We start from the raw sequence: 661 nt of genomic DNA, 5'->3' as shown, positions 1-661 counted from the left end.
GGGCACACGCGCTCGGCGCGGCACTGGGGCTGGCGCTCGCCCGCGCCACCGGCCGGTCCGGGCGGTTGGCGCTGGCCGCGGGGGTCGTGGCGGCCGCGGTGGACGGCGACCGGGTCAGCCGCCTCGCCCGGCGCGTCCCGAGGGTGTGGAGGAGCCCGGCGGGGCACGCGGGAAACCGGTCGGCGAAGCTGGCGGGGGACGCGGGAAGCGGGTCGGTGAAGCCGACGGGCGACCGCTAGGCGGCAACTTTGCGCCTTCAAGTTCACCCCTGAGGGTGGTGCGGTGCGGTCGGTTGTCGCCGTGCGTGGGGCAGCAACGTTACGGCGGTCCCGGAACGTGCGTACGGACTGGCATCCTTGGCGCTGTACTTACCGCCGACTCCGGAGCCCCGGGGAGCCAATCAACGTGTCACAGCTGCGTACGGTCCAAGTCCTGGGCGGCGGAAGTGCGGGCAGCAGCGCGCACGTCGGTTCGCTGGCCGCCGGGCTGGTGGCGCGAGGGGTGCAGGTGACCGTCTGCGCCCCGCCCGCCGTGGACCGCGCCTACGACTTCACGGCGACCGGCGCCCGCTTCCTTCCGGTGCCCCGGCGCAGCGACCCGGCCGCCGTCGCCGCGCTGCGGGCCGCCTGCACGGGCGCGGACGTCGTCCACGCCCACGGGC

General features: G+C 76.2%; 1 protein-coding gene and 1 pseudogene. Both read left to right on the top strand.

Annotation, left to right across the window (positions count from 1 at the left end; genetic code table 11):
• Positions 1–239 (top strand): annotated as a pseudogene (locus G3I54_RS16825) (hypothetical protein); the annotation flags it as partial.
• Positions 240–405: 166 nt separating this feature from the next.
• Positions 406–661 (top strand): glycosyltransferase (locus G3I54_RS16820; RefSeq protein WP_343240351.1); only part of this gene is annotated, 256 nt, incomplete at its 3' end.

Origin of the sequence: Streptomyces sp. SID14515 (assembly GCF_010548505.1) — a bacterium.
Taxonomy (GTDB): Bacteria; Actinomycetota; Actinomycetes; order Streptomycetales; family Streptomycetaceae; genus Streptomyces; species Streptomyces caviscabies.
The sequence above is the reverse complement of the archived record's forward strand: the minus strand, read 5'-3'. Positions and strand labels throughout refer to the sequence as shown.